Origin of the sequence: Acinetobacter sp. AG3 (genome assembly GCF_022343575.1) — a bacterium.
Lineage (GTDB): Bacteria > Pseudomonadota > Gammaproteobacteria > Pseudomonadales > Moraxellaceae > Acinetobacter > Acinetobacter guillouiae.
On sequence record NZ_JAKQZD010000002.1, the window covers coordinates 1 to 26,808 of the forward strand.

The 26,808-nt window shown below is 39.2% G+C and carries 23 protein-coding genes and 6 pseudogenes; 15 read left to right on the forward strand and 14 right to left on the reverse strand.

The window, feature by feature from the left end:
• A partial coding sequence (locus tag L3V46_RS21895) for an FAD-dependent oxidoreductase (protein ID WP_239046806.1) occupies positions 1-407 on the reverse strand: 407 nt, incomplete at its 3' end.
• An 11-nt stretch (positions 408-418) separates the two neighbouring features.
• Positions 419-814 carry a nuclear transport factor 2 family protein gene (locus L3V46_RS21900; protein WP_004638707.1) on the reverse strand — a complete coding sequence of 132 codons (396 nt, stop codon included), beginning with the start codon at positions 812-814 and terminating at the stop codon, positions 419-421.
• 289 nt (positions 815-1,103) lie between these two features.
• Between L3V46_RS21900 and L3V46_RS21905 the strand changes: the two genes are divergently transcribed.
• Positions 1,104-2,606 (forward strand): PLP-dependent aminotransferase family protein, encoded by a 1,503-nt coding sequence (locus L3V46_RS21905; protein ID WP_034616924.1) that lies wholly within the window; start codon positions 1,104-1,106, stop codon positions 2,604-2,606.
• Between the two features lie 38 nt (positions 2,607-2,644).
• Here the strand turns inward: L3V46_RS21905 and L3V46_RS21910 are convergent.
• The 3 genes and pseudogenes from L3V46_RS21910 to L3V46_RS21920 form a co-directional block, all read right to left on the reverse strand.
• Positions 2,645-2,839 (reverse strand): annotated as a pseudogene (locus tag L3V46_RS21910) (IS3 family transposase); the annotation flags it as partial.
• A gap of 118 nt (positions 2,840-2,957) precedes the next feature.
• Positions 2,958-3,098, reverse strand: a pseudogene (locus L3V46_RS21915) (transposase); the annotation flags it as partial.
• 124 nt (positions 3,099-3,222) lie between these two features.
• Positions 3,223-3,759, reverse strand: a complete 537-nt coding sequence (locus L3V46_RS21920; RefSeq protein ID WP_343212688.1) for a GGDEF domain-containing protein — start codon at positions 3,757-3,759, stop codon at positions 3,223-3,225.
• On the opposite strand from L3V46_RS21920, the gene L3V46_RS21925 reads away from it, so the two are divergent.
• Positions 3,733-4,865 (forward strand): IS3 family transposase gene (locus L3V46_RS21925; RefSeq protein ID WP_225367773.1). Its coding sequence is split into 2 segments (ribosomal slippage): positions 3,733-3,985 and positions 3,985-4,865, totalling 1,134 coding nucleotides; the frame shifts between segments, so codons are not numbered across the junction. The two genes, L3V46_RS21920 and L3V46_RS21925, sit on opposite strands and share 27 nt — an antisense overlap.
• A 17-nt stretch (positions 4,866-4,882) precedes the next feature.
• On the opposite strand, the gene L3V46_RS21930 is transcribed toward L3V46_RS21925, so the two are convergent.
• Together L3V46_RS21930 and L3V46_RS21935 are read right to left on the reverse strand one after the other, a co-directional pair.
• Complete coding sequence (locus L3V46_RS21930) at positions 4,883-5,455, reverse strand: GAF domain-containing protein (protein WP_239046808.1); 573 nt, start codon at positions 5,453-5,455, stop codon at positions 4,883-4,885.
• A gap of 156 nt (positions 5,456-5,611) precedes the next feature.
• On the reverse strand, positions 5,612-8,185 hold the full coding sequence (locus L3V46_RS21935; protein ID WP_034616921.1) for an EAL domain-containing protein: 2,574 nt from the start codon (positions 8,183-8,185) through the stop codon (positions 5,612-5,614).
• 164 nt (positions 8,186-8,349) lie between these two features.
• On the opposite strand from L3V46_RS21935, the pseudogene L3V46_RS21940 reads away from it, so the two are divergent.
• Positions 8,350-8,433 (forward strand): annotated as a pseudogene (locus L3V46_RS21940) (hypothetical protein); the annotation flags it as partial.
• Positions 8,434-8,515: 82 nt separating this feature from the next.
• Here L3V46_RS21940 and L3V46_RS21945 read toward each other — a convergent pair.
• A pseudogene (locus L3V46_RS21945) lies at positions 8,516-9,315 on the reverse strand (IS5 family transposase).
• A 336-nt stretch (positions 9,316-9,651) separates the two neighbouring features.
• Between L3V46_RS21945 and L3V46_RS21950 the strand changes: the two are divergent.
• The 9 genes and pseudogenes from L3V46_RS21950 to L3V46_RS21990 all read left to right on the forward strand — a co-directional run bounded on the left by L3V46_RS21950 (position 9,652) and on the right by L3V46_RS21990 (position 18,310).
• The gene (locus L3V46_RS21950; RefSeq protein WP_004986524.1) at positions 9,652-9,942 is read left to right on the forward strand and encodes a type II toxin-antitoxin system HigB family toxin; all 291 of its coding nucleotides are present in this window, start codon (positions 9,652-9,654) and stop codon (positions 9,940-9,942) included.
• A gap of 1 nt (position 9,943) precedes the next feature.
• Positions 9,944-10,345, forward strand: a complete 402-nt coding sequence (locus L3V46_RS21955) for a helix-turn-helix domain-containing protein (protein ID WP_004986525.1) — start codon at positions 9,944-9,946, stop codon at positions 10,343-10,345.
• 110 nt (positions 10,346-10,455) lie between these two features.
• Positions 10,456-11,201, forward strand: a protein-coding gene (locus L3V46_RS21960) for an IS5 family transposase (protein WP_155768706.1) whose coding sequence is annotated in 2 segments (ribosomal slippage) — positions 10,456-10,630 and positions 10,630-11,201 — 747 coding nt in all. Because the reading frame shifts where the segments join, the coding sequence is not laid out codon by codon here.
• A 363-nt stretch (positions 11,202-11,564) separates the two neighbouring features.
• On the forward strand, positions 11,565-11,888 hold the full coding sequence (locus L3V46_RS21965) for a type 1 fimbrial protein (RefSeq protein WP_034618256.1): 324 nt from the start codon (positions 11,565-11,567) through the stop codon (positions 11,886-11,888).
• 351 nt (positions 11,889-12,239) lie between these two features.
• Positions 12,240-12,776: a fimbrial protein gene (locus L3V46_RS21970; protein ID WP_034618254.1), complete on the forward strand. Its 537-nt coding sequence runs from the start codon at positions 12,240-12,242 to the stop codon at positions 12,774-12,776.
• Positions 12,777-12,798: 22 nt separating this feature from the next.
• Complete coding sequence (locus tag L3V46_RS21975; RefSeq protein ID WP_034618252.1) at positions 12,799-13,497, forward strand: molecular chaperone; 699 nt, start codon at positions 12,799-12,801, stop codon at positions 13,495-13,497.
• Between the two features lie 27 nt (positions 13,498-13,524).
• Complete coding sequence (locus L3V46_RS21980) at positions 13,525-16,074, forward strand: fimbria/pilus outer membrane usher protein (protein WP_227504293.1); 2,550 nt, start codon at positions 13,525-13,527, stop codon at positions 16,072-16,074.
• Positions 16,071-17,165, forward strand: coding sequence for a fimbrial protein (locus L3V46_RS21985; protein WP_034618248.1), 1,095 nt, complete (start codon positions 16,071-16,073; stop codon positions 17,163-17,165). Before L3V46_RS21980 ends, L3V46_RS21985 begins: the two co-directional genes overlap by 4 nt.
• A gap of 345 nt (positions 17,166-17,510) precedes the next feature.
• Positions 17,511-18,310: pseudogene (locus L3V46_RS21990) on the forward strand (IS5 family transposase).
• A 238-nt stretch (positions 18,311-18,548) separates the two neighbouring features.
• Here L3V46_RS21990 and L3V46_RS21995 read toward each other — a convergent pair.
• The 4 genes and pseudogenes from L3V46_RS21995 to L3V46_RS22010 all read right to left on the reverse strand — a co-directional run bounded on the left by L3V46_RS21995 (position 18,549) and on the right by L3V46_RS22010 (position 21,777).
• A pseudogene (locus L3V46_RS21995) lies at positions 18,549-19,520 on the reverse strand (IS481 family transposase).
• A gap of 139 nt (positions 19,521-19,659) precedes the next feature.
• The gene (locus L3V46_RS22000; RefSeq protein WP_004281848.1) at positions 19,660-19,944 is read right to left on the reverse strand and encodes a putative quinol monooxygenase; all 285 of its coding nucleotides are present in this window, start codon (positions 19,942-19,944) and stop codon (positions 19,660-19,662) included.
• A gap of 20 nt (positions 19,945-19,964) precedes the next feature.
• Positions 19,965-20,963: a zinc-binding alcohol dehydrogenase family protein gene (locus L3V46_RS22005; protein WP_034617108.1), complete on the reverse strand. Its 999-nt coding sequence runs from the start codon at positions 20,961-20,963 to the stop codon at positions 19,965-19,967.
• Between the two features lie 73 nt (positions 20,964-21,036).
• Positions 21,037-21,777, reverse strand: a complete 741-nt coding sequence (locus L3V46_RS22010; RefSeq protein ID WP_034617111.1) for an SDR family oxidoreductase — start codon at positions 21,775-21,777, stop codon at positions 21,037-21,039.
• Positions 21,778-21,912: 135 nt separating this feature from the next.
• Between L3V46_RS22010 and L3V46_RS22015 the strand changes: the two genes are divergently transcribed.
• Entirely contained in the window at positions 21,913-22,812 is a 900-nt protein-coding gene (locus L3V46_RS22015; protein ID WP_034617113.1) for a LysR family transcriptional regulator, read from the forward strand.
• Positions 22,813-22,862: 50 nt separating this feature from the next.
• Here L3V46_RS22015 and L3V46_RS22020 read toward each other — a convergent pair whose 3' ends face one another.
• Both L3V46_RS22020 and L3V46_RS22025 read right to left on the reverse strand, forming a co-directional pair.
• Complete coding sequence (locus L3V46_RS22020) at positions 22,863-23,879, reverse strand: zinc-dependent alcohol dehydrogenase family protein (RefSeq protein WP_239046809.1); 1,017 nt, start codon at positions 23,877-23,879, stop codon at positions 22,863-22,865.
• A complete protein-coding gene (locus tag L3V46_RS22025) occupies positions 23,869-24,864 on the reverse strand; it encodes a zinc-dependent alcohol dehydrogenase family protein (protein WP_034617118.1) in 996 nt (331 codons plus the stop codon). The genes L3V46_RS22020 and L3V46_RS22025 overlap by 11 nt, the downstream gene beginning before the upstream one ends.
• A gap of 467 nt (positions 24,865-25,331) precedes the next feature.
• Here L3V46_RS22025 and L3V46_RS22030 point away from each other — a divergent pair, with 467 nt between their 5' ends.
• Positions 25,332-25,607, forward strand: coding sequence for a metal/formaldehyde-sensitive transcriptional repressor (locus L3V46_RS22030; protein WP_001133624.1), 276 nt, complete (start codon positions 25,332-25,334; stop codon positions 25,605-25,607).
• Positions 25,608-25,628: 21 nt separating this feature from the next.
• Complete coding sequence (locus L3V46_RS22035; RefSeq protein ID WP_000842149.1) at positions 25,629-26,741, forward strand: S-(hydroxymethyl)glutathione dehydrogenase/class III alcohol dehydrogenase; 1,113 nt, start codon at positions 25,629-25,631, stop codon at positions 26,739-26,741.
• Positions 26,742-26,808 lie beyond the last annotated feature (67 nt).

Consider the following 26,808-nt stretch of genomic DNA (forward strand, 5'->3'; position numbering starts at 1 on the left):
AATCCCCATTTTTCAATCCATTGGGATCGGTACAGACGACCTGAGGCATTTTGACCTTGCCCACCGTTACGGCTAGTACAGCCCCACGCTGTACGGTTTGCTTCAAGCACAAGAGGTGCGGCACCAAATTGTTCAGCCAGTGTTAATGCTGTCGATAGCCCAGTGAAGCCTCCACCAATAATGACAATGTCCGCTACGGTGTCACCCATTAATGGCCCATCATCTTCGGGTGGCGTACCTGCTGTGCCGACCCAATAAGTTGGCGCATAATTTTCATTTCCCTGTAGGACAGGAGAGGTTAATGGGTCAAACTGTGCGTTGTAACTTTTAAAACTATGTGGCGGTATAGATTTATGCAGTTCTAAGTGTTCGCGAAATGAACTTGCATGTTGAACAGATTGATTCATTGAATGACTCCTTACGCGATTGCTTGAACAGGTCTATTTTTACGGAATGCATTTTTGACGAGAATTTTTCCATCTTTAAATGTAAAGACATCAACCATATTGGCTTCAATCCAGCCACCATCAGTAGTTGTCGCAGTAAAGGTTGTTTCTGAAATACCAAATTCAGCGTTATCACTGATCCAGTGTTTACCGTTACGCCACTGAGCATCTGGAAAACTTTGAAAGGTATTACTAAATGCTTGACGAACTGCATCTAAGCCCTCAATTCTGGTTCCAAAAACATCATCTCCCGCCACAGTTTCAAAACGACATTCTGGATGCATGCATGCCATGAGTTGTTCAATATCATGTTGATTCCAAGCTGTTGAAAAATCGGTAAGAAGTTGGATTAATTGTGCTTGCTGCATTTGTATTGCTCCAAAATTAGGTTTTATAAACTGATGAAATGAATGTACGGAAATACTGAAATATGGCGTAGTACCAGATTTAGAGTTTTGATGGAGCCAGTAATTAATATTATTAAGCTGTTGTTTTTAAATAAATAGTTTAAATTGATAGTAGTGGAATGCCTTTTGCTTTATATCAAGTAAGTCCAGTTTTAGCTTAAAGATGGACTGAAACCATGAGCTTTGCACCAGTTTGAGTAGCCAAGCATCAAAATGGATCGCAGCAATGCACAGATATAAGGATTAATTAGTGAGTTCAGCAATTTCAGCTACAGTTTGGCAAGCATTATTTTCTAATACGGCACAGAGTGGTTTGAATTTACAAGGCAGAATCTGCCGTATGATGTTTTCGGCTTTAGTACAAGGTTATTTAAAACCAGGTATGGCGGTACCTTCTAGTCGAGATTTAGCTGAACAACTGGGTGTTGGTAGAAATACGGTCACCATTGCGTATCAACAATTGGTTGCTGAGCGAATTTTGGAATCTAAACAGCGGAATGGACATTTTGTCTGTTTAAATTTCCAGATTGATAGTAGTGAGAGTAAAACCATTCGGACTACATCAAAAGCGACGACCTGGGGTGCTCGCTTTTGTATACGACCTTCAGCACAAAGGCATTTAACTAAACCAAGTGATTGGATGAATTATTCCTATCCTTTTATTTATGGTCAGCCAGATGCGGAAAGCTTTCCTGTTTCAGCTTGGAGGGAATGTGCATTACGTGCCTTATCTGCAAAAGATGCCTCAATATGGTCACAAGATATTACTCAACAGGGGGACGACGCTTATCTCATAAATGCAATCCGTCAGCATATTTTGCCCACGCGAGGCATCATGGCTCAAGAGAACGAAATCTTGTTAACCGTAGGGAGTCAGCATGGATTATATATGTTGGCGACGTTATTAATGCGGCAGAATCATGTGATTGGTGTCGAAGAACCTGGTTATCCAGATGCACGTAATATATTTTTGCTACAGACACAGCATATTGTGCCTTTAGCCGTTGATCATGATGGGGTGACTTTAACTCGGGCAAATGAGTGTGATTATTTATTTGTTACACCAGGGCGACAATGTCCAACAGGAGTAACCATGTCTCCACAACGCCGACAAAATTTATTGCAGTTAGCAGAACAAAACGACAGCATTATTATTGAAGATGAATATGATGCTCAAGTGTTAGTGCAAAATACGACGATCCCCGCGCTAAAAAGTTTAGATCGACATGGACGAGTCATTTATCTTGGAAGTCTATCTAAGCCATTGGCACCTGGGTTACGTCTGGGATATATCGTTGCCGCACCTGAATTAATACAAGAACTTCGACATTTACGCCGTCTGATGTTACGACATCCAAATGTATTCAATCAACGTGTCTTTGCTTTGTTTATCGATCAAGGCTATTACCATAGCATGCTTCGCCGTCAGTACCAGTTACACCGACAACGGGGTGAAATACTCAACAAGGCATTAAAACAATATCTTCCAACATGGAAACCTTATGCTTTGAATGGTGGTTCAGCATGTTGGATTGATACCGCAGCAGATATTGATGCTACGGTTTTGTCTCATTATGCCGCAAATTTAGGCGTATTCATTGAATCGGGGCAGTCTTTCTTTTTAGATGATCACAAACACAAACATTTCCTTCGTTTAGGGTTTGGGTCAATCAGTGCAGATAAAATTGATGAGGGGATAAGAAGGCTGGCTCAAGCCACTGAAGAATATTGTTTATATAATTGGGCAGATTAGCATTCCGCGACACTGTATTATTGAGGCGTGCTGAAAAAACAGGACACATCAGTTGCCGCTTTTTTTAGAAATTCTTTTTCCATTTCAGCAATTTTGAGTTGTTGTTTGAATTTCTTGTTTTCTTCGAGTAGAGCAACGAGATCGGGCAAAAATTGTTGTGTTCCTGCTAATGTCCCAACCTTTGCTTTCTTGTATCAATTTGATAAGGTTTTCATGGAAATACCGAGTTGTCGTTATTTAAGTGATGTGCTGCAAAAGCTGCCGACATACAAAGTGACCCAAATTGAAGAATTGCTGCCGCACTGCTGGAAACCTAAATCGAATTAAAAATTGGTATGGGATTCAGCGGACGCTTACTTCACGAATCCATTTATCTAAAGTTGAATAACCCACACCTAATTTCCGGGCGATTGCAGCTATAGGCTCGTGTGAGTTTTAAAGTGCATAATCAATCGCTTGCTGTTTAAATTCAGGACTAAAACGTTTAGCCATTTCTTGAATCTCCAAAGATTAAAGTTAGGTTATCTTTAGAGGGACGTGCTGTCCATTATTTTGGCTAGGATCAGACTTACGATTATTGTTTTAGATCCTCAAACATCCTGTTCATATGGATCAATCAAATGATGACTTTAATTTGACGTTTATGCTGATACATTTTTTCATCTGCTTCAATTACTGCCACTCGTAAATTTTTACTTGGTTCACGTGCCGCAACACCAACAGCAGCATTAATTCCAGCATTTTGTAAGGACTTTAAAAGCCGATTCACCAATTTCTGAGTATTTTCTAAAGTCGTTTCAATATTTAGAATGCCAAACTCATCTCCTCCTAAACGCGCGACTAAATCATTGGAGCGTACATTTTTCTTTAAGATTTCGGCCGTTTTTTGGATCATTTGGTCTCCAGCCGAATGACCAAATTTATCGTTTATAGCTTTTAAGTCATTTAAATCTATAATAATCACTGTGGTTGGATGTCCGTAGGTTTTACATCGATCTTCCTCTAAATCCAAAAATGTATCCCAAGCACGACGATTAAAGAGGTGGATCAGGAAATTTGAACAACACTTATAAGTGATATTTTGCTCCCCAAATGATGTTATAAACATCAATATATGGAGTATTTTATGGCACGTAGACCAAGAAGAAATCATTCAAATGATTTTAAAGCTAAGGTAGCACTTGCTGCGATTAAAGCAGAAAAAACACTTGCTGAATTGAGTGCTGAATTTGATGTTCATCAAAACCAAATTATCGACTGGAAAAATCAACTGATTTCAGCTTCCTCGCAAGCTTTCGATCAATCAAAAGCTCCAACAGAACCACCCATCGATCTAAAAAAACTACATGCAAAAATCGGTGAGCAGGCATTAGAAATTGATTTTTTAGAAGGTGTGTTGAAGAAACTGGGCCGCTTCAACCACAAAAGTTAATCGATGACTCACTTCAGATTTCAGTATCTAAGCAAGCTCAGCTGCTGAAAGTCTCCCGTGGTTGTTATTACTATCGCCCAAAACCTGTGAGTGCATCAGATCTGAAGCTGATGCGGTGTATGGATGAGTTACATATGCAATACCCTTTTGCAGGTAGCCGTATGATGCGTGATTTGTTGAATCGTCAAGGACATCATATAGGACGACGTCATACACGTACTTTAATGAAGAAAATGGGCATTAATGCGTTATATTGCAAACCAAATTTAAGCCAGGCTAATCAAGCTCACCGCAAATATCCATATCTGCTCAAAGGATTGGCTATTCAGCGCAGTAATCAAGTGTGGTCTACGGATATAACGTATATCCCTATGGCAAAAGGCTTTGTTTATTTATGTGCTGTGATTGATTGGCATAGCCGCAAGGTACTTGCGCATAGAGTATCGATTAGTATGGAGGTTACATTTTGCATAGAAACATTAAATGAAGCTATTGAAAAATATGGTCGACCTGAAATATTTAATACAGACCAAGGCAGTCAGTTTACCAGTGATGCATTTATTGATGTATTGAAATCAAATGACATCCAAATCAGCATGGATGGTAAAGGTCGATGGGTTGATAATGTGATGGTTGAACGATTATGGCGGAGCGTTAAATATGAAGAGGTGTATCTCAAAGCCTACAGCAATGTTTTGGATGCGAAGAAGCAATTAAACGCATATTTTGAATTTTATAATTTGAAACGACCTCATTCGAGTCTGGACAAAATGACTCCAGATGAGTTTTACTATGACCAGCTACCACAACAAAATAAGGTAGCTTAACTAGAGCAGAGTATCACTTATAAATAAGCTTTTAGTTGTTCAAACATGTGGGACCACCTCTTAAAAACACCCGTTAAATGATCGGTTAATGAATCCATTTCAAGCTTTTCACTAACTCTTTTTTGTTCATTAATTTTAAGTTCATTTTGTAAAATTCGACTAAGTAATAAACTTAATAGTTCTAATAGATCACTATGTTGTTCTATGCTTTGAGGCTGTACTGATGGATCAATAGCACATAATGTGCCGAAAATAGAACCATCCTCATTGAATAAAGGTTGCCCAATATAGGCGTTTATATCGACCAGTTTGTTGATACCTGCTTCTACATACAGTGGAATCTTTTTCGAATCAGGTGCTATGCGTGGCCCTTTATCTAATACCATCTTAGAGCAGTATGAGTCAGCCCAATTGAAGACCTGTCCTGCCTGTACTCCATATCCATGATCTTTAGCTTGCAAAACTATCCAATCATTACTTTCAGTACGAGTAATCATCCATAAAGCAAAGCCTAAGTGATTATGTAAATACTCTAAAATTTTTTCACCAGCATCTTTAAAATCTTTAAAGTTTTCATAAGAAGGGATCATAATTACTCACTATTTTGATTAGGATTAAACCTAAAAAGTGGCAAAATGCCATTAAATAGGACCGATAGAAACTTTAATTCTCATCGTGTGAACCATACCGGGTTTGTCAGAGACGTTTTTATTTAAGGTAGGCCATTTAGAGGGGAACTCATCCTTTCAGGTATTTATGAAATAAAGCCTGTCTAAAATAACTTTTAAATCTTCTATAGAAACGGGCTTAGCAAAATAATAGCCTTGCAAGTAATTACATTTGCTCTCTGTTAAAAACTTAGCTTGTTCTTCTGTTTCTACACCTTCAGCCACGACTTTTAAGTTTAATGTTTTTGCCATTTGAGTAATTGCTATAACAATTGCCGCATCACTTTTATGTTCTGGCAAATGCTGAATAAAACTACGATCTAACTTAATTTGATCAATAGGCAGTTGACGGAGGTAACTCAGGCTGGAATAGCCCGTACCAAAATCATCGATTGCTACTTTGATTCCAAGTGCTCGTATAGCTTTTAAAATTTCAACCGATCTTTCAATACCCATCAGTAACATCCCTTCTGTTACTTCTATCTTCAATAACTTAGCATCAAAGTTATTTGTTAGTAGGGTATTCCTTAACTCAGCCAAAAAATTAGTACGTTTAAATTGTATAGGAGATATATTTACAGCCACGCTAAGTTGATCTGGTCTATTCTTATTAATCTCAGTAATATCTTTGCATGCCTGATTTAATACCCAATTTCCTATCGCTGAAATTTGTCCAGTACGTTCGGCTAAAGGTATGAAAGACAATGGAGAAATTAAACCACGCTCAGGATGGAACCATCGAATAAGTGCTTCAACGCCTACAATTTTATTAGTTAAACTATCAACGATAGGTTGATAAAATAATTTAAATTGCTCATCTTCCAAGGCCATAATGAGTTCATGGCGTAACTGGATGTCATTCACTTTGTGAACCGTATTTCTGCCACTTGTATACCAGTGCCAAATGTTACGTCCTTCATTTTTGGCTTCATGCATTGCATGAATTGCATGATGCAATAACTCTCTAAAATTTTCGACTTCCTCTGTATCAGTCGCAATACCAATACTTGCGCTCAGACGAATATGATGCCCTTTTATATTAAAAGGTAAAGCTAAAATTTTTAAGACGCCTTCTACTGTTTGGGTTACTTTTTCCTGAGTATATTCTTTGTTTAATAATAGAGCAAAGCCATCAGCGGCAAAACGTGATAAAACATCATCTTCTTGTAAAATAGTCCGTAGACGCTGACTGACCAGCTTAATTAATTGATCCCCTTCAGCATATCCGAGATCTTTATTTATATTACGGAAGTCATCCAAATCAATATATAAAACCGCTAATGTATTGTTCATTCCACCCTTTTTGTAAAAGGCAAGGTCCAATAACTCTTCAAAAACTTGACGGTTAACTAATTCAGTTAGACTGTCATGAGTACGCTGATAATTTATATATTCTTCATCTATACGTTTCTGAGTTACATCTTGCTGCGTTCCAATAAAATGAGTACATTCATTATTTTGATTCCATACTGGGCTAAGAGTAAGTTGATTCCAGAACCAGGTGCCATCTTTCCTATAGTTTTTTAAGGTAATTTGAACTTCTCGCTTATCTTTAAGCGCTTGGTGAATTTCCTGAACTGCATTAATATCTGTATCTTCTCCTTGTAGAAAGCGACAATTACGACCTGAAATTTCTTTTTCGGAATATCCGGTTAATTTTAGAAAAGCAGGATTAATGTATACAATTTCATGATTTGAAGTAGCATCAGTAATTACAATACCATTAGGACTTGCATCTAATCCCCGTTTTAATAAGTGTAAATGCTCTTCTGTTTTATATCGGTCTGTAATATTTTTTACAATTGCAAATACACCTACAATTTTTCTATTTTGAAATAATGGTAAAAAGGTGAGATCTGCCCAATATTTTTCCTCTCTAACGTCATAAATCTGTATTTCTAGACGTTGAATATAACCTTCAGTAGCTTTGTTAAAAGCTTCTTCTGTTATTTTTTGATATTGAAGATGAATAAAATTTAAATAGTGTAGTCCTACAATCTGCTCTATCTCAAATCCATTAATCTTTTTTGATGTTATATTTAATTGGTTAATATTTCCATGTAAATCCAATTCATATACCGTATCAGGATGATGATCAAAAAAAGAATGATATTTATCATTCATAGCATTTTTATGCTGACGCTCATAATATAGATCGATCCCTAAAGCAGTCAGGTATGCCGCATGATTAAGCATTTTAATCTCATCATCTGTTGGGCTCTTCGGTTTTCGATAATAAGTTGCAAAAGTTCCATATAAAGTACCTTCAGCACTAATTATAGGAACAGACCAACAAGCAGAAATATTTTCTTCAATAAGAAATTTTTGATATCTTTTCCAGTTAGGATGAATAAAAATATCTTCACAAATAACGATTTTACGATAATAAGCTGCTGCTCCACATGCACCAACATATGGCCCAATCTTTAAATTTGTTAATGCATTACGATATGCTGAAGTAAAATATTGTCCTCCACTGATTAAATTTAAATGTTTTTCATTCTCTGAGAAAAACATAATAGTTACCATTGATCCAGGAATTAAACCTTCCAACCACTTTGAAACTGTATCCAAAACAACTTTTAAATCAGTTTGTTTACCTAAAAAATCAAGAATAAATAAAGTATCAGGATTATTAGATTCTCTAGACATTACACACCATTCAATAAACGCAAATTCAAATCATAAGTGCGACACATTTGTAGTTAGTTGAAAAAGTTAGGTGTATTCGTAGAATCATTAGACTTTTTCAACTCGCAATTGGAAGGCACACAATGAAGAAATACACTAAACTTTCTCAAGATTAAAGATACGAAATTTATACTACTTTGAAAAGTAAAAGTTCAATCGCTACGCTTGCTCGGGAGTTAGGGCGCTCACGATCAACCCTCTATCGTGAATGGCTTTGTTACATAAATATGTAAGCATCTGACTTAAATAAATTTAATTTTGGATCAAAAAATAATCAAAACTTTTAAGAACCTATCCAGAATAATTTCTATGCAAAAGTAGCCTTAAAAAGGCTAAATTAATGAACTGAAGACTCGTATTTAGGTGCTTTTCACAGTTTTTCCAGAGCCTTCTACACTTTTCTAACCAAGCAAATGATCTTTCCACAACCCAGCGTTGTGGAATGACTGCAAATTTATGCAATTCACTTCGTTTAGCTACATCAACTCGGGATCCGATTAAATTATTAACAGCCAAAGAAAAGCGTTCACCTGTATAACCGCCATCAACAAGTACAACCTCTACATTTTGTAAGCTATCTTTATGCAAAGTTATTATCTAACGCACCTTGACGATCTGTTTTATCTGCTGTCGTAACCAATGTTCCATGCGGGAGACCTTCAGTATCAACAATAATATGTCTTTTAATGCCTGAAACTTTTTTACCAGCATCATACCCTTTATCACGTGCAGTATCTGTGTTTTTTACACTTTGTGAATCAATCATGATAAAGCTCGTTTGTTCTTTCCGTCCATTGCTGATACGGGCCTCGCCAACTACATTTTTTTAAAGCTTGCTCAAGTATGCTAGGTTCAGTTTCTGAAGACTTTTTATTCCAAATCGAGAAGTAATAATGCACAGTGCTTTTAGGTGGGAAGTCTCGAGGAAGCATACTCCATTGGCATCCACTTTTTAGAATATAGAGCAATGCGCAAAATACTTCATAGACATCAACGACTCTTGGACGTGTTTGTTTTCTTCCGCTCAATAGTAACGGTTTAATTTCTTTAAAGGCTTCTCGACTAATGTCGCTGGGATATGGTTTTCTCATGGGGGAAATTTAACAAATTATTTTTTCAATTGCTAAAAAAGAATGAAATTAATACTGGATAGGCTCTAAATTGTCTGAAACCTTTGAGATGGAAAGCATGCTTTAAATCAAGTCATTGACTTGGGTTGCATGGTCCATGTGAGTCGTAAATTCTATGAACTGCATGTAACGGGGAAAAGTCAGATCAATGAACAGGAATTTTTAAGGTCATCAGATTAAGTGTATTCTGATAATGAATAAAGCGCCGTTTGGCGCTTTATTCATCCTAGCCCTTCAATATTGCAAAATGCGATAATTGGTTTATACTTAATTTATAGCAAAATGCGATAAAATATTATGCATGTGATCACCCACGCTCGAATTATAGAAGCAATGCACAAGTGGCCACAGGCTGAAACGGCATTAGATGGTTGGTATCGAATCATAAAGGCAAACGATCCGAAAGATTTTGCTGAGATGAAACAGCTCTTTCCAGCGGTCGATAAAGTTAGAAAGTTCCATGTATTCGATATTGGCGGGAACAAAATCCGACTTATTGCCGTCGTGATGTATCACGCAAAACGTGTGTATATTCGTCATGTCTTGTCCCATAAAGAATATGACAAAGGTCATTGGAAGGAAGGTTAGTATGAACGCGATGATTAAACAGGCCGTAGACCACTGGCACTACGTTGCACCATTGCTCAGCAAGCCAGAAAATGAAGACGACTTTCATACACTTGTTGAAGCTTTAGATGAACTTTTAGATACCGTTGGTGATGACGAGTCTCATCCTTTAATGGGGCTTATTCATCAGCTTGGTGATTTGGTTTCTGATTATGAAAATGAGCATCTTCCTATGCCTAAAGGGGATGGCCGTGCTGCTTTGGCTTTTTTGATGGAGCAACATGGTTTAGGTCAGTCTGACTTATCAGAGGTTGCAACCCAATCTGTGATTTCTGAGATTTTAAGTGGAAAACGCCAACTGAATATTCGTCATATTAAGGCATTGTCTGAGCGGTTTAATGTATCGGCAGATACGTTTTTCTAAAAGATAAGGCGCCGTGAGGCGCTCTATTAGTAGGGTGTGTTGACACTTTTAGCTTAAAAAAATAGCGAAGTAGTAAAATAAAATCGCCAAACCCAATTTTACTATTCGCTATGCCTCGTACCATGCTGACAGATCAACACTGGCAAAAGTTGAAAGTTATTCTGCGTAATTTATCCATTCACCACAACTCAAATTTACGCAATTTTATTGAAGCTATTCTCTATAGAATTAGAACAGGATGTCCGTGGCGAGATATTCCTTCTTGTTTTGGTCATTCAAACTCTATTTTAAACGTTTTAATCGTAGGTCAAGCAGCGGTAAGTTACTTAGATTATTCAAATTGCTAGCCTCATGCCCCGATATGGAGTGGATTTTTATTGATGGCTCTCATGTACGTGCTCATCAACATTCTGCCGGCATAGCGAATCAATCTATTTCTAAAAGTGTAGGAGGAAACTCCTCAAAAATACATTTGATTGTTGATGCACATGGCAATCCTATTGATTTCATGATTACCGATGGAACCACACATGATGTTAAAGTTGCACCTTATTTAATATCAACATTAGATTTAAAAGAGACAAAAGTGGTATGCGCAGATAAAGGCTATGATTCAGAACCACTGCGTGAACAGATCAGGAAAACAGGAACTAAAGCGAATATACCAAAGAAAGCAAATAGCCAATCGAACAATGACCATATGGACTGGTATTTATATAAAATCAGGCATTTAGTTGAAAATATGTTGTGTAGATTAAAGCAATTTAGAGGAATAGCTACTCGATATGACAAGCTCAAAAGAAATTATCAAAGTTCTGTTGCTTTAGCCTGTATATTTTTATGGCTACCTTTATAGGGTTAATTATGAACAGTAAATGTCAACAGACCCTAATTTTTCGGCAAATAGGCTTTTAGCCTTGATAGCCAATACCGAGGGGGTAAATTTGGCTATCCTGATAATTTTTTAATTATACTTCATGATTAATTTAAGTTTTTTTATAATAAATAGTAAATGCATAGAGGCTGTTTTTTTAAAGGGCGGATACCACTGAAAAGTAAAATATGGGTGCCCCTGCACACAGGATGAGCAATTGAAAATTAAAAGCGTGCAGTATGTGATCAAGTTATCAATCCTTTATTTTTTTGATAATTAAGAAGAATAACGGATTGAGCAGCTGTGCTATAAAAATTATAAAAGATAATAAGCTGGGACGGTGTCATGTTAAAAAATATCGCAATAATTTTGATATTTGTGTGTGCGGCTTCAGCTGTTTTTGCTCAAGAAGCGATTAATCTGAATTTCAGCGGAGAAATTTATGAAAACACATGTGATTTAAATTATTCTGATAATGAAAAAAAATGTGAAGTTTTAGAAAATCAATTTGCAAACGCCATTGAGCGCATGAAGACTGAAGATCGTTCAATTGTACAAATTCAATCCTATCTGCTGCAGCAGGCCGAAACACGTTCCACTTTTTTTGCGGTAAATTTAAAGCAACTTCCTGAAAAAAAATCCTTAAATCTTGAAATTAATTATAAATGACTTCTTTTTAATAACTCATCTATTAGACCTCTTGCGAAAATATCATTTTTGACTATTTTAGATTTTGATATTTATTTAAAAATCAACGTTTATCACGGATTAAATTTTGACCAAAGCAAGAGGTCTAATATATCAAAAATTTAGTAAAGCGATTTTGAGCTGTTTCGTTGATATTTCCCTGTCTTGTTTACAGAAAAATGTATCAAAGGAGTTTTCAAATATTTTTTTTCTGCTATGATTAAAAAAATGTAAGATATGTCACATTTTGTATTTTCTTTGTGTTTGTGATCGTATTTTAGCAAGTCCCGCAATAAGCGGGAAAAAATTATTGATTATCTTTAGGTTAAGTAAATGAAAACACAAATTTCTTTGGCATTCGCAGCAGTTTCAGCATTGGCTTTCACAACTTCAGCATTTGCTGCGGGTCAAATTAACTTTACTGGCGAAATTGTGAATGCCGCATGTGATATTAAAATCAACAACAGCAGCAGCAATGAAGTTGTTTTAGGCAAATGGCCAACGTCTATGTTTCAAGTAGCTGGCGATAAATCAACTCCAGCAAATTTTACGATTGATGTAGCCAACTGTGTTGCCGGCAACTATCAAGTTAACTTTGCAGGTACTGCAGATGCAACGAACGCTAAACTGCTGAAAGCATCAGCTGCAACAGGTGTCGGCATTGCAATTGCAAACGCAAACAGTACATCAAATTTAGTGAATTTAAATACAGTAGTCGGTGCTGATTCTAACGCTGCATTAACTGCGTCTGGCACTGGCGCAACTGCTGCAGGAACTTTGCCATTGCAGGCGTTCTATCAAGCGACTGGCAGTACTGTGACTGCAGGTAAAGCAGACGCAACTGTAAGCATTACATTGCAGCAAAAATAATTTAGCACCCTGAGGAACAGTCATGCGCCTGAATCCATCTTTATTCGCAATTGTTTTATCTGGCCTTGCGTTTGCATCGCCAAGCAACGCTGCGATTCAGGCCATGGCAAGCCGCGTGATTTATCACAGTGACAGCAAAGCAGCGACGTTGAATCTGAAAAATAACGCGTCTAAACCTTATATTGTGCAAACTTGGCTGGAAGCTGGTGAAGATAAAACAGCTTCAGCTAAAGTGCCTTTTATTGTGACGCCGCCATTAATCAAAATTGAACCGGAAAAAGAATCTGTTTTACGATTCGTTTATTCGGGTTCAGGCTTGCCGACAGACCGGGAAAGCCAAGTTTGGATTAATGTGCAGGAAATACCGCCAAAGCCGGAAGAAGAAAACACTCTACAGCTGGCCGTGCGTTCAAAAATCAAATTATTCTACCGCCCGCAGCAAATTGAAGCGGATTTACCGGCAGCGGTGAAAAAACTTCGGTGGTCTGTTGAACATGGCACATTGAAGCTGAAAAATGAAAGCCCGTTATTTATTACGATCGGTGATTTGACTTTAGGCAAAAATGGCCAGCCGATCAGCCATATGAATCAGGATATGGTGCCGCCCTTCCAAAGCATTGATGTAATTCGCAACGTGCCAGAAAATATAAAAAGCCTTAAATTCACCTATATCAATGACTATGGCGGCAATACTGAAATGCCCGAAGTTATTTTGAAATAATGATTTGACCTGCAGTTGGATTTAAACTTGCATTATTTAAAACTGTCTTTGCTTAGTCTGAGCCTTGCCGCATTGAATACACAAGCAGAAGATACTGCGTTTAATACAGCATTTCTCAAAGATGTTACCGACCAAGTAGTTTTTGATGCTGTTACCAAAGGCTACAGTGTTTTGCCGGGGGATTATGATTTCAGCATTTATTTGAATAATCAGCGTATTGATAAAAGGAAAGTAAAATTCTATCAAAAAGATCAGGATGTTGTTCCTTGTATTGATGCCAGTTTTATTGAAGATTATCATATACTTTTAGATACTCAAACAGATTCACAGCCATCTTCGGCCTGTTATGACCTGACGGTATTATCCGGTGCAAAACTGGATTTTGATGTTGGTCTGCAAACTTTGAATTTATCCATTCCTCAGGTTTTTTTACGGCAGAATGCGCGTGGCTATATTTCACCGAAGTTGTATGATCAGGGGATTAATGCGCTGATCATAAATTACAGCGCCAATACGAATACCTATAAAAGCCAGTCAGGTCCTGATACGAGCAATAGCAGCCTATTATTGAACAGCGGCTTTAACTGGGGCGCGTGGCGTTACCGCAATCAGAGCAGCTTTTTAAAAAGCACTGGGCAGTCTGTATCTTGGGACAATGTCATCAATAAGCTTGAACGTGACATTATTCCATTAAAGGCGCGTCTGGAACTGGGCGATGCCAATACCCGCAGCGATATTTTTGAAAGCATTAATTTCCGCGGCCTGCAATTCAGCAGTGATGAGGCGCAATTGCCAATCGGCTTGCAAAACTATGCGCCTGTGATCCGTGGCACAGCGCGCAGTAATGCGCTGGTCGAAATCCGTCAAAATAATTACTTGGTGTACAGCATGAATGTTGCGCCGGGCAATTTTGAAATCGCCGATTTATCTGGTGTGAACGACAGCGGCGATTTGGAAATCAAAATTATTGAAAGTGACGGCTCCGTCCGTACTTATATGCAGCCGTATGCATCTATACCGAATATGGTGCGCGCTGGGCAGCATAAATATCAGATCACTGCAGGGCAATACCGCAGCGGTTCAGGCGCGGAGCTGCCGTATTTTGGCCAGCTGACCTATACGCTGGGCTTCAACAATTTTCTGACGCCGTATGTAGGCGTGCTGGCTGCAGAGGATTATCACTCCGTTGCAGGTGGCACCGCGTGGTCATTGGGAAATTGGGGCGCCGTTTCTGCCGACCTGAGCTATGCCCGCAATACCTTATTCAGCGGCCGTCAAGAAGACGGCTTAGCTGTGCGTGTGAACTATGCAAAATCCATCAATACACTGGGAACTGATATTCACCTGACCGGGTCTCATTACAGTGAGCAGTATTTCAGCTTTGCAGATGCTGTACAAGAAAAAGCGCAGTGGCAGAATGGCGCGTATAAGTATCAGTACCAAAACTCATCGGCAGTCAATGAGCCCGCAAATTCTGCTGATATTCAAACACAGTCCTATTATTCGCCTGTGTTTTTCAATAGAAAAACTCAGTATCAAATTTCACTGAATCAGCGTCTTGGCAAATGGGGGCAGCTGTATGCCAATGTGTCCGATACTCAGTTTTGGCAAAAGGAATACAATCAGCACAATTGGCAGATTGGCTATAATAACAATATTCAGCGTATGTCTTATGGCCTGTATTATCAAAACAGCAGGAGCCTATTCAGCGGTTCTGACTATTCTGTTGGGCTGAATTTGAGCCTGCCGATTGATACGCCGAAATCCTTTAAGCAGCATGATGTTATTGTCAATAACAGCGCGCTCTATTCTGAAAGCTCGGGCGCAACCCTGCAAAGCGCGCTGTCTGCAAGCTTTTTGAAGGATAAAAACCTGCAGGCGCAGTTGCTGGCGGGGCATTCTGAAAAAAGCGGCGATCATTTTAATGTGAATGCAGCATATCGGGGAATCAAAGGCAATGCCAATGTCGGATATGCTTATGCAGATCAATACCAGCAGCTGTATGCAGGGGTGAGCGGCGGCCTGCTTGTGCATTCTCAAGGGGCAGTCTTCGGGCAGCAAATGTATAATTCGCCGATTTTGATTGAAGCCAAAGGCGCCAGCGATATCCGTATTGAAAATCAAACTGGTTTAAAATTGGATAAGCATGGCTATGCTATTATCAGCAGCAGCAATCCTTATGCAAAAAACCGTGTGGCGCTGCAGGCGGAAGATTTAGGGCAAAATATCTTTATTGATGAATTGGTGAAGAATGATATTGTTCCTACTAAATATGCGATTGTGAAAGTAAAATTTGATGTGAAGACAGGTTACAGCGTGCTGGTCAATTTGAACTATAAAGGCCATGGGTTGGCAGCCGGTACGGAAATCAGCGATGTGAAAGGCCTCAACCATTATGGCTTGGTAGGATTAGATAGCCAGGCTTACCTGACTAATGTTGAGTCAGGGCAGGTTTTGACCGCGAAATGGGGCAGTGCTGAAAACCAGCAGTGTCATTTTAGTTTACCGCAGCTCAGCAGCCGTGATATTGGTTACGATGAACTGGCATTAATATGTGAAGCAGGAGAATCTAAATGAAGCGCAAATGGCTTTCACTACTTTTGAATGCATTTTTAATCGTCATCAGTCTAAGTGCTGTGCAAAGTGCATCGGCCATGCGCTGCCTGTCCGGCGGCAAAGCGACCAGCAATTTTAATATTGACACAGCAAAAAACACCACCAATACCACAAATGTCGGCACGATTACGGTCACCAGTTTTAATAGTGCAACCAATGCATTATTGTGGGAGTCGCAAACTTATTCATCGACGTTCACCTGTTATGATGATGCAACGACCAACTCCAATGAATATGCTTATTTATATGTCGATGATGCTGCGAAAAAATTAGCGACCGATTTTGGCAACTCTAATTTAATTATGGGCATCCGTTTTAATGGCCAAGAATATCCCATTACAAAAACCACCGATACAATCGCGACCGGCAAGCGCGCGCTCAGCTATCAATCTGATAACTACTGGTCTACCTCAAGAGCTTCTCAAAATTGTAATTTGATTGGTAAAAATAATTGGTTAAGTTCAAAGCGTTGTGCAGATCCTCAAACCATTACCTTAACCTATTCTTTATATATTAAGGCGCGCGGTTCAGGCAGCAATTTTCCTGCAACGGTGAAAAACTATGATGTTTTCCAGCTTGACGGTATTGGCGGGCGCAACGGCAACGGCAATTTTCAGGAAAAAGTCAGCGGGGTTCAAATCAATTATGTGGAATGTGTCCCTGTGCTGAGCACGCAGAGTGTGGATTTGGGCAAGTACTATGCTTATCAGGATTTAAATACCGTTCTAAGAAAAACGCCATTTACCATTAATGTCACCACCAATGGCAAAGACTGCGCAAAATATCCTTTTGTTGGCGTGTTCAGTTCGGCGTATAAAGTGGATGATCAAACGGTCACTGCCATAGAAACAGGCATGAAAGATGTGGTGGGAATCCGCCTGTTTGAATCAGGAAACAGCGCGCCTTTGAGCTTAAATGACACGGTTGATTTTGGCTACAGTACAGGAACGCAGCTGAGTAAAAACTTTGAAGCGGGCGTATTGTTTCTGAAAAAGCCTGTAAATGCTGGAAAATTCACCTCTGTCATTAATTATGAAGTCTATTTTAAATAGCGGCTGAACCGCTGTAGCCTCGGTATTTATCAGGCTGAGGCAGTTTCCTGTGATGTTTACAATCTTGGAAATGAGCAGGAGCTTGAGCCTAAATTCATTCGGCCTGTTTGAGTCTAAGGTTTGGATTGACTGTGCAAAATATAGCGGATTGCATCTATGTATTTAGGATGCATGTGGCTGGCATCCATGCCCAGAAAATATGGCGCAGCCATCCAGAAAAAACTGAAGACATAGCCATAATCATCTAAGGTTTGATATTGCCACTGTTCCACTAAGCTTAGAGCCTATCCAGTATTAATTTCATTCTTTTTTAGCAATTGAAAAAATAATTTGTTAAATTCCCCCATGAGAAAACCATATCCCAGCGACATTAGTCGAGAAGCTTTTAAAGAAATTGAACCGCTACTATTGAGCGGAAAAAAACAAACACGTCCAAAAGTCGTTGATGTCTATGAAGTATTTTGCGCATTGCTCTATATTCTAAAAAGTGGATGCCAATGGAGTATGCTTCCTCGAGACTTCCCACCTAAAAGCACTGTGCATTATTACTTCTCGATTTGGAATAAAAAGTCTTCAGAAACTGAACCTAGCATACTTGAGCAAGCTTTAAAAAAATGTAGTTGGCGAGGCCCGTATCAGCAATGGACGGAAAGAACAAACGAGCTTTATCATGATTGATTCACAAAGTGTAAAAAACACAGATACTGCACGTGATAAAGGGTATGATGCTGGTAAAAAAGTTTCAGGCATTAAAAGACATATTATTGTTGATACTGAAGGTCTCCCGCATGGAACATTGGTTACGACAGCAGATAAAACAGATCGTCAAGGTGCGTTAGATAATAACTTTGCATAAAGATAGCTTACAAAATGTAGAGGTTGTACTTGTTGATGGCGGTTATACAGGTGAACGCTTTTCTTTGGCTGTTAATAATTTAATCGGATCCCGAGTTGATGTAGCTAAACGAAGTGAATTGCATAAATTTGCAGTCATTCCACAACGCTGGGTTGTGGAAAGATCATTTGCTTGGTTAGAAAAGTGTAGAAGGCTCTGGAAAAACTGTGAAAAGCACCTAAATACGAGTCTTCAGTTCATTAATTTAGCCTTTTTAAGGCTACTTTTGCATAGAAATTATTCTGGATAGGTTCTTAAAAATGATGCAAAAAGATGAACTCTGGTTGAAATAGCCTAAGTATGTTGAAAGGGGTATTGTTTAGAAATTTCCTTATCATAAGTAAACCGTCTTTATGAAAATCATCATGCTGACTTTGATTCATAATAAGGGGAATTTAAAAGCTTTAGCATCACAGTTTGATTACTGGATTTTAGACAATAGTGTGAAGATTAGCGCTTTGGTAAATCGATGAGCTAAAGTGTGTGATTCATAGAGATCGTTTCAATTTAGCGATCTCTAAATCCATCTTGTAATTGGCGTGTTGAATCCGTTCATTGGATGGGTTGTATTGCTTCTGGACCTCATCAGAGAAAGGGGTTTCTTCACATAATTCAAAGTACCTTTCCATCGGTGTTTTACCTTTCAAAGCTGAATGTGGTCTCATCCAGTTATAGTAATGCTGCCATTCGGCTAGCTTGTCTTGGATATCTTCAGAATTAATATCGACAGTAGCGTAGAACTCAGATTTATCAGTCTTTTGAGAACGCTCTACCTTGCCATTCAAATGAGGTGAACCTGGTTTATTTGGCCTAAATTTGATTCCTTGCTGCATCAATTTTTTCTGTACTTTTTCAGCAAAAAATTCCCGCCCACGATCGGTCTGTATTCGCTGTATGGGAAAAGGCATTTCTTCAATTACGCAGTCTAAAAAGTCGAGCGTATTCGCTGCTGTTCGGCGTTTATATATCCTTAAAACGCGATATCGTGTGCAGTCATCGATAGATGTGTACTGATATAGCCCAGGACCCAATTTACAGGTATCCATTTGAATTCTATCGCCTGGTAATGGGCGTTCATAACGAATGAAATCTACTTTACGACGGAATTTTTTAATCGGTTTGATTTGATGGTTGGATAGTACTTTATGGATAGTCGCTTAGGACAACGAGACTCCGTGCAGCCTCATCAATTCTGTTTGCAAACGTCGAGCACCCAGATTTCTAGCCGAGCGCATTTCCAATATTAAGGCCTCTAGCTCAGCATTGATTTTAGTATTTGGAGATTTTAATGGGCGTTTACTCTGACTACTTAATCCATCAATACCTTGCTCAGAATATCGTTTCCACCACTTGCGTAATGTTGGTCTAGAAATGCCACATCTCCGACAGACTAGGCCAGCATCATTGGTCTCTTCAAATAATTTAACCCATACGAGTCTTTGTTGAATTTCTCTGTTCATAGACACCAATTATATTGAAATGATGTCTATGAATCACACAATTTATGGGACAGCAGTGGCTTAGAGCTCCCATTTTTTGTTAGCTTTCTAAGTCCCTATGTTAATTTGAAGAATACTTCATCATAACGTCCGAATACAGCTATATTTTTTTGATTTCTACAATATCACTTGATTCAATTAGCGATTGGATATTACCAAATAAACTTTGAATATAATCAGAGGCTATATGGATATCTAAATCCTCTCTGCTACGCCATTCTTCTAAGAAGAAATATCTACTCGAGTCATTTTCGCTAATATAAAGCTCATATTTCAAGCATCCTTCTTCGTGAAGCGTAGGCTCTATTACACTTTTTAAAAGCGCTTCTAACGTCTCTTTTTGATCTGACTTTGCCTTAAAGTTCGCAATTACTGAAATAGTCATTATTTCACCTTTAATTTGTTTTAGAAGTTTTCTAGTACAATTTTGCCTTTTGACTTGCCTGATTCAAGCAACTTATGCGCCTTCTCCAAGTTTGCAGCGTTAATTTTGCCTAGATTTTGGTTGAGGGTACTTCTAATTTTTTGCTGGTCAACTAATTGGGCAACCTGTTGCAATAAATCACCTTGCTTTTCAATATCATCGGTTTCATACATTGAACGGGTGAACATCAACTCCCAATGGATAGAAATAGATTTAGTCTTAAACGGCATAATATCAAAGGTTTGTGGATCATCGATCAATCCAAGCTTACCTTGTGGTGCAATCAGAGAAACTATTTGCTTGATATAGGTTTCTGTATGATTTGTAGAGAATACATATTTTGGTTTTTCAATGCCTAGTGTCTCGATTTGTTCGTTTAAATCTTTGCTATGATCAATGACATGGTCGGCACCAAGTGATTCCACCCAAGATTTCGTTTCTTTCCGTGAAGCTGTTGCTATAACGGTCAGATTTGTTTTTGCTTTTAGGAGTTGGATAGCAATTGATCCTACACCGCCTGCACCACCAATAATTAGAATACTGCCAACTTCTGTTTCTGAAATTTGAAACCGATCAAACAGCATTTCCCATGCCGTTATTGCAGTTAATGGCAATGCTGCTGCTTCTGCATTAGATACTGTAATTGGTTTAAGACTGATAATTCGTTCATCGACTGCTTGAAACTCAGCATTACTACCATCTCGGGTTAAATCGCCAGCATACCAAACAGAATCTCCTACTTTAAACGAGGTAACTTTTGAGCCAATTTCAATAATTTCACCAACGGCATCCCAACCTAAAATACGATTATTTGCTTCAGACGAATTTTTTCTCACTTTGGTATCAACTGGATTCACAGAGATTGCCTGAACTTTTACCAGTACATCACGCTCCTTAAGCATAGGCTTCGCTTTTTCAATATCTACCAATGAATTTTTAAAATCATCATGGTTATTGATAACATACGATACGGCTTTCATAGATTTGTCCTCAACTTTAAAAAAATATAGTAAAAATGGGAGCGAAGTGCTCCCATTTTATGTTATTCAATCATTAAAACTCTTGGCTCGTTGGGCGCAAAACAATTTCATTAATATCTACATCCGCAGGCTGTTCAATTGCATAAGCAATTGCTCGAGCGACTGAGTCAGCTGGTATAGCTTGTTTGTAGAAATCAGTAACAAACTCTGAACTTTCTTTATGAGAAGAACCGAATTTTAGTTCTGACTCAATTGCACCAGGCTCAATAGTCGTCGTTCTAATTGTTCCCCCAACTTCATGACGAAGGCCTTCAGAGATGGCTCTTACAGCAAACTTAGTACCGCTATAAACAGTACCTCCTGGACTAAATACTTTTAACCCTGCAACAGATGCGAGATTAATAAAGTGTCCAAAGTTTTGTTTTTGGAAAACAGGCAGTGTCGCTGCTATACCATAAAGAACACCTTTAATATTAATGTCGATCATACGATCCCATTCATCAACTTTTAGCTCACTTAATGGTGCAATAGACATTAATCCAGCATTGTTTACCAATACATCGATTTGACCAAATGCGCTTAATGCCTTTTCAATAAGTGCTTGTACTTCATGTGGTTTGGTTATATCCATACCAATAAATTCAGCTTGACCACCTTCAGCACGAATGTCGTGAACAATAGCCTCTAATTTTTCAGTACGTCTAGCACCAAGTACAACCTTTGCACCTTTTTTAGCAAGTAAGCGAGCAGTAGCTTCACCTAAACCACTACTTGCACCAGTGATAACAATAACTTTATTTTCTATATTATTCATACAAGTAACCTTCAACCTATCTGTCAATCATATTTGATGGGTTAAGTATTACAGCCTTGTTAGTTATAATAAATGAATAATATTATCTTTCAGAATTCCTATTTACGGAATAATTACCATAACACAGGATTGGACATGCAGAACAAATTGGAAATGATGCGTATCTTTTGTGTCGCAGCAGAGTCTCGAAATTTTAAAGAGGCAGCAACTCAACTGGGTATTTCCCCACAGGTAGTGACACGGGCAATAAAAGAGCTAGAAGAGCAGCGCGGAGAAATTCTGTTCTACAGGAGTACTCGACAAATTAAAATTACTGCTGATGGTGAGCGTTTGGCAAAGCAAGCACGTTTTGCGGTGGGATCGATCGATGCTTTGCTTGTAAAAGACACCAAGGAAAAACGAGATGAAATGCATGGGACCGTCCGTCTTACTGTGTCGTCTGTGTTAGGGCGTAAATTGGTAGTACCTGCACTAGCGGAATTTGCCACACGTTATCCAGATATTGTCGTGGATTGTGTGCTAACAGATTCACACTCGGATGTGATCGATGAGCGAATAGATATCGGGATCAGATTTGGATTTTTGCCGGACAATCGATATGTAGCAAGGGAATTGGCGAAAGTGAACTTTTATTCTGTGGGTACGCCAGAGTTAATTGATAAGGTTGGAATGCCTAAAAAAATTATTGACCTTGATAAATACCCTTTAACAGCACTAGTCGATCATAAAACAGGGCGTTACTGGCCATGGACATTCACCGAAAGTCGAAGCTTTACGCCATCAAAGCCCCGTTTTATTACAGATGATCTAGAAGCTGAATTTCAAGCGATTCTCGCTGGAGTTGGATTCGGACACATGCCTGGATTTCTAGTTTTGCCGTGGCTTAGGAGTGGTAAGCTCATTCAGATACTTCATGAGGAAACCTCTCCCGTTTGGCGCTTGTATTTATATCGTCCACAGCGGGGCCCGACACCTTTGCGAATCCGAGCATTGTTTGATTACTTAGCGGAAGTGCTGGGCCATATAGAAACCTGAATCAGATGGAACTAACCTTTTTTCTAGAAAGTAGAAATCAGATAAGACCATCATGTATTCAGAGTAACTACAATTTTTCCTATTTGCTGATTTGATTCAAGATAGCGCTGAGCATCATGCATGTCCTCAAAGTTAAAGCAACAGTCGATCACTGGACGAAGATATCCTGCACCTATACTGCTAAGAATAAATCGTCTGGCTTGCTCCCTTAGAACAGGGTCATGCAGAACCTCAAGGAACAAAAAACCTCGCATGGTTAAGCTCTTGCGTAATGCAACTTTAAGCGGAAATGGTGTGATCTCAGGGCTAAGTGCACCATGCATAACCATCGTTCCTCCTACAGACATCGCTTTTGCAATCTGTTCAATATGAGGCCCTCCTACAGCATCGAAGGCGACATCAAGATGTTCTCCACCTAAACGTAATACAAGCGCCTCATACAAATCTGGTTCATCTTCAGTGGCTATAACATTTTTAACACCGAGATCCAGTAAACGTTGCTTTTTCTCTATCGTCTGTGTACTTGCAATGACCTTAGCTCCCGCTGCTTCAGCTATCTGTATCGCAGCTAGTCCTACGCTACTTGAAGCTGCTGTGATCAAGATCGTTTTTCCTTTCGAAACTCCACCAGCATGGATTACACCACCCCAAGCCGTTAAATACTGCATCCAGATTGAAGAAGCTTCTTCCCAGCTTAAACTATCGGGTTTGTGAACTAAAAAAGTTTCTGGAATCAGAAGCTTGTCCGCATATGTCCCATATTTGGCTAGATTGTCAGTCGGAAGAATCGATACTGCATCTCCTGGAGAAAATTGGCGTACACCTTCACCTATCGCAAGAACTATGCCTGCTCCCTCATATCCCAGACGAGAAGGGAATACTGCCTTTTGAATATAAGTACCACGCCGAAACATTACATCAGCCCGGTTGAGTCCGATCGTTTTCATCTGGATTAGAACTTCTCCTGCTGCTGGTAAAGCAACAGGAAGTGTTTCTAATGTCAGAACATCTGTATCTCCAATACAATTGAAGCGCCAAGTCTTGGCCTGAAGTGCGTTAAATGACATCAATCACGACCTTAATATTGGCAGAGCGATCTTGAACAGCATCATGAGCCTCAATCGCTTGGTCTAGAGTAAAATGACGAGGATCAACAATAGGACGCAGTTTACCTTCCTCAACGAGACGAGTCGCGATCTTAAGGACATCACCATGATGAGCACGGCGATTGCCTGTTAACATCGGCATTAGGACGAATACGCCAGACACTGTGGCACACCGTAGAGATGAACTCGCTAAATTATGATTACCAAATGCAGCACAGCTGGTAATGTGGCCATAGTGAGTTGTCATGGAAAGTGAAGCTTCGAGTACTGGACCACCCACAGTGTCGTAAACAATGTTAAAACCTTGACCCTCAGGGCTTGCAGCAATAATGTCATCGGAAGATGCTGTTGTGTAATCGAGAGGTGTTGCACCGAGTTCTGAAATCAGTGATTGATCAGCTGTACGACCAGTCGCCCAAACATTTGCATCAAGTGCTTTTGCAAGCTGAACAACCATATAGCCAACGCCACCAGCACCACCCTGAACCAGTACAGTTTGCCCTGGTTGGACCTTCGCATTATCCACTAAACCTTCCCAAGCCGTGAGAAACGTCAATGGTAGTACTGCTGCCTCGCGCATAGAGATATTGCGTGGCTTTAATGCGATCAGATCAGCATCTGCTACAACATATTCTGCTAAAGATCCTTGAAGACCACGAACGCCACCTATCAGACCGTAAACTTCATCTCCGACGTTGAAGTGGGTGACACCTTCACCAACAGCAGTGACAACCCCAGCCATATCCGTTCCCAACACGGCAGGAAGCTCTGGCATAGCATATGGTGCTTCACCAAGACGAATTTTATAATCAATAGGGTTTACACCACTAGCATGAATACGGACTAGAACTTGCCCAGCCTCTGGTTGAGGTATAGGGAGTTCTACACGTGTAAATTCATGATCACCAAAATTTTCTAGGATAAGAGCATTCATCATCTTATTCATAGTTGTTCCTTATTCTTAACTAGGGGATGATATGCACAGTACCAAAATAAATTAATCCAATAAATGATATTTATAGGATTTAATAATTCCTAAATAATGAATAGTAAACATCATCCGCTCACTAAAAATATTCTAGTACAGTCTGTAAAGGCAGTTTAATCTAAACTGTCGGTAGTATTTTCAAGGCTTGAAACGTTCAAAATATCTACAAAGTGGCTAAAATTTGAAACATAATTCTAAAAGGTCACAGCATTACAAAGAACATGAGACAAAATAAAAAATGGGAGCTAAAAGTCCCATTTTTTTTGTGACTTTCGCATAAGCTCTATGATGTTAATTTAAAAAAACTAAAAACAGGGATAGAAAATTTTCGCTAAAGATCTTTTTAATTTTCGATTTATAAAAATTATTGCTTTTTTTATACTATGGGGTACTATAGTATTAATGCTAGCAAATAAGGAGGTCTGATGCCTAATCAGGTTGAAGACAAAAAAAAGATTCTTCTACGCGTCAGAAAGATCAAAGGTCAGACGCAAGCGATTGAAAAAGCGTTAGAAGACAATGTGGAATGTGGTGCAATTCTGCAACAAATATGCTCTGTGCGTGGTGCTATTAATGGTTTGATGAATGAAATGTTGGAGGTTCATTTAAAGGACACTTTAGTATCAGGTGAAACCACAGAACAACAACGAAAAGAAGAATTGGCTGAAATCGCCAAGATTCTAAAATCATATTTAAAATAGATCTGTATAAGGAATTATTCCATGAAGTCACGTGCTGCTGTTGCGTTTGGTCCTGGTCAACCTCTTCAAATTGTTGAAGTTGATGTTGCACCACCAAAGAAAGGTGAAGTATTAATTAAGATCTCCCATACCGGTGTGTGTCATACAGATGCATTTACTTTGTCTGGCGATGATCCTGAAGGTGTTTTTCCGGCTATTCTCGGGCATGAAGGTGCTGGTGTTGTAGTTGAGGTTGGTGAAGGCGTGACTAGCGTCAAACCAGGTGATCATGTTATTCCACTTTACACTGCTGAATGTGGCGAGTGCGTATTCTGTAAATCTGGAAAATCGAACTTGTGTATTTCCGTTCGCGAAACTCAAGGTAGAGGCGTAATGCCAGATGGTACCACTCGTTTTTCCTACAATGGTCAACCGATTTACCACTATATGGGCTGCTCAACGTTCAGTGAATACACTGTAGTGGCAGAGGTATCATTGGCTAAAATCAATCCTGAAGCCAATCACGAACATGTCTGCTTACTGGGTTGTGGGGTAACAACGGGTATCGGTGCAGTACATAACACGGCTAAAGTACAAGAAGGTGATAGTGTTGCGGTCTTTGGTTTAGGTGGTATTGGTCTGGCAGTCGTACAAGCCGCACGTCAAGCTAAAGCAGGGCGTATTATTGTGGTTGACATGAATCCAGATAAATTTGCGCTGGCAAAAGAGTTTGGTGCAACGGACTTCTTGAACCCTAAAGATTACGATAAACCAATCCAGCAAGTCATTGTCGAAATGACTGGCTGGGGTGTAGATCATTCATTTGAATGTATTGGTAACGTGAATGTGATGCGTGCAGCTCTTGAAAGTGCACACCGTGGCTGGGGACAATCCGTAATTATTGGTGTAGCTGGCGCAGGTCAGGAAATCTCTACCCGTCCATTCCAACTGGTTACTGGTCGTAAATGGCTAGGTTCTGCCTTTGGTGGCGTAAAAGGTCGTACGCAACTTCCAGGAATGGTTGAAGATGCCATGAAAGGTAAAATTCAATTAGAACCATTTGTGACACATACGATGGGCTTGGATCAGATCAATGAAGCCTTTGATCTAATGCATGAAGGTAAGTCAATTCGTACTGTAATTCATTACGAATAATTCCGTCAGACCTTATAGTTTTCCATGCATGTGAATCATGAATGACATTCATGGAATCCTCTAAAAC

Excerpts from the sequence above, each read along its gene's own strand:
- L3V46_RS21900 (WP_004638707.1), bottom strand. The coding sequence starts at position 814 with ATGCAGCAAGCACAATTAATCCAACTTCTTACCGATTTTTCAACAGCT.
- L3V46_RS21920 (WP_343212688.1), bottom strand. The coding sequence starts at position 3,759 with ATGATTTCTTCTTGGTCTACGTGCCATAAAATACTCCATATATTGATG.
- L3V46_RS21930 (WP_239046808.1), bottom strand. The coding sequence starts at position 5,455 with ATGATCCCTTCTTATGAAAACTTTAAAGATTTTAAAGATGCTGGTGAA.
- L3V46_RS21935 (WP_034616921.1), bottom strand. The coding sequence starts at position 8,185 with ATGTCTAGAGAATCTAATAATCCTGATACTTTATTTATTCTTGATTTT.
- L3V46_RS21950 (WP_004986524.1), top strand. The coding sequence starts at position 9,652 with ATGCATGTGATCACCCACGCTCGAATTATAGAAGCAATGCACAAGTGG.
- L3V46_RS21955 (WP_004986525.1), top strand. The coding sequence starts at position 9,944 with ATGAACGCGATGATTAAACAGGCCGTAGACCACTGGCACTACGTTGCA.
- L3V46_RS21965 (WP_034618256.1), top strand. The coding sequence starts at position 11,565 with ATGTTAAAAAATATCGCAATAATTTTGATATTTGTGTGTGCGGCTTCA.
- L3V46_RS21970 (WP_034618254.1), top strand. The coding sequence starts at position 12,240 with ATGAAAACACAAATTTCTTTGGCATTCGCAGCAGTTTCAGCATTGGCT.
- L3V46_RS21975 (WP_034618252.1), top strand. The coding sequence starts at position 12,799 with ATGCGCCTGAATCCATCTTTATTCGCAATTGTTTTATCTGGCCTTGCG.
- L3V46_RS21985 (WP_034618248.1), top strand. The coding sequence starts at position 16,071 with ATGAAGCGCAAATGGCTTTCACTACTTTTGAATGCATTTTTAATCGTC.
- L3V46_RS22000 (WP_004281848.1), bottom strand. The coding sequence starts at position 19,944 with ATGACTATTTCAGTAATTGCGAACTTTAAGGCAAAGTCAGATCAAAAA.
- L3V46_RS22005 (WP_034617108.1), bottom strand. The coding sequence starts at position 20,963 with ATGAAAGCCGTATCGTATGTTATCAATAACCATGATGATTTTAAAAAT.
- L3V46_RS22010 (WP_034617111.1), bottom strand. The coding sequence starts at position 21,777 with ATGAATAATATAGAAAATAAAGTTATTGTTATCACTGGTGCAAGTAGT.
- L3V46_RS22015 (WP_034617113.1), top strand. The coding sequence starts at position 21,913 with ATGCAGAACAAATTGGAAATGATGCGTATCTTTTGTGTCGCAGCAGAG.
- L3V46_RS22020 (WP_239046809.1), bottom strand. The coding sequence starts at position 23,879 with ATGTCATTTAACGCACTTCAGGCCAAGACTTGGCGCTTCAATTGTATT.
- L3V46_RS22025 (WP_034617118.1), bottom strand. The coding sequence starts at position 24,864 with ATGAATAAGATGATGAATGCTCTTATCCTAGAAAATTTTGGTGATCAT.
- L3V46_RS22030 (WP_001133624.1), top strand. The coding sequence starts at position 25,332 with ATGCCTAATCAGGTTGAAGACAAAAAAAAGATTCTTCTACGCGTCAGA.
- L3V46_RS22035 (WP_000842149.1), top strand. The coding sequence starts at position 25,629 with ATGAAGTCACGTGCTGCTGTTGCGTTTGGTCCTGGTCAACCTCTTCAA.